Origin of the sequence: Mycobacterium simiae, assembly GCF_008370645.1 — a bacterium.
Classification (GTDB): domain Bacteria; phylum Actinomycetota; class Actinomycetes; order Mycobacteriales; family Mycobacteriaceae; genus Mycobacterium; species Mycobacterium simiae_A.
The window spans coordinates 1-582 of record NZ_VTZN01000490.1 but is presented as its reverse complement, the minus strand read 5'-3'; the positions used below and the strand labels follow the sequence as shown (position 1 = coordinate 582).

Sequence of the window (582 nt, the reverse complement as noted above, 5' to 3'; positions counted from 1 at the left end):
CGGTGTTGCCGCCCGAGATCAATTCGTTGCGGATGTTCAGCGGTGCGGGCTCGGCGCCGATGCTTCAGGCCGCGGCAGCGTGGGACGGGTTGGCTGCGGAGTTGGGGGCGGCGGCGTCGTCGTTTTCCTCGGTCACCTCAGGTCTGGCGAGTCAGGCGTGGCAGGGCGCGGCGTCGGCAGCGATGGCGGGGGCCGCCGCATCCTATGCGGGGTTTCTGAGCGCCGCTTCAGCCCAGGCCCAAGGCGCGGCCGGACAAGCGAAAGCCGTGGCCAGTGCGTTCGAGGGCGCGAAGAACGCGACGATCCATCCGCTGGCAGTGGCGGCCAACCGCAGCGCGTTCGCGCAGTTGGTTCGGTCGAATCTGTTGGGGCTCAACGCGCCGGCGATCATGGCGGTGGAGGGCCGGTATGAGCAGATGTGGGCCCAGGATGTGGCGGCAATGTTCGGCTATCACGCCGGTGCGTCAGCCGCGGCCGCAGAGTTGATCCCGATACCGGCGAGCCTGCAGCAGCTCCTGCAGAGCCTGCCCAACTTGGGCATCGGTAACAAGGGCACCGCCAACATCGGCAGCGGCAACACCG

The 582-nt window shown here is 68.6% G+C and carries 1 protein-coding gene; it reads left to right on the top strand.

What is annotated here, in order from left to right:
• Window positions 1-2: 2 nt before the first annotated feature.
• A partial coding sequence (locus F0Q45_RS26575) for a PPE family protein (protein ID WP_149656660.1) occupies window positions 3-582 on the top strand: 580 nt, incomplete at its 3' end.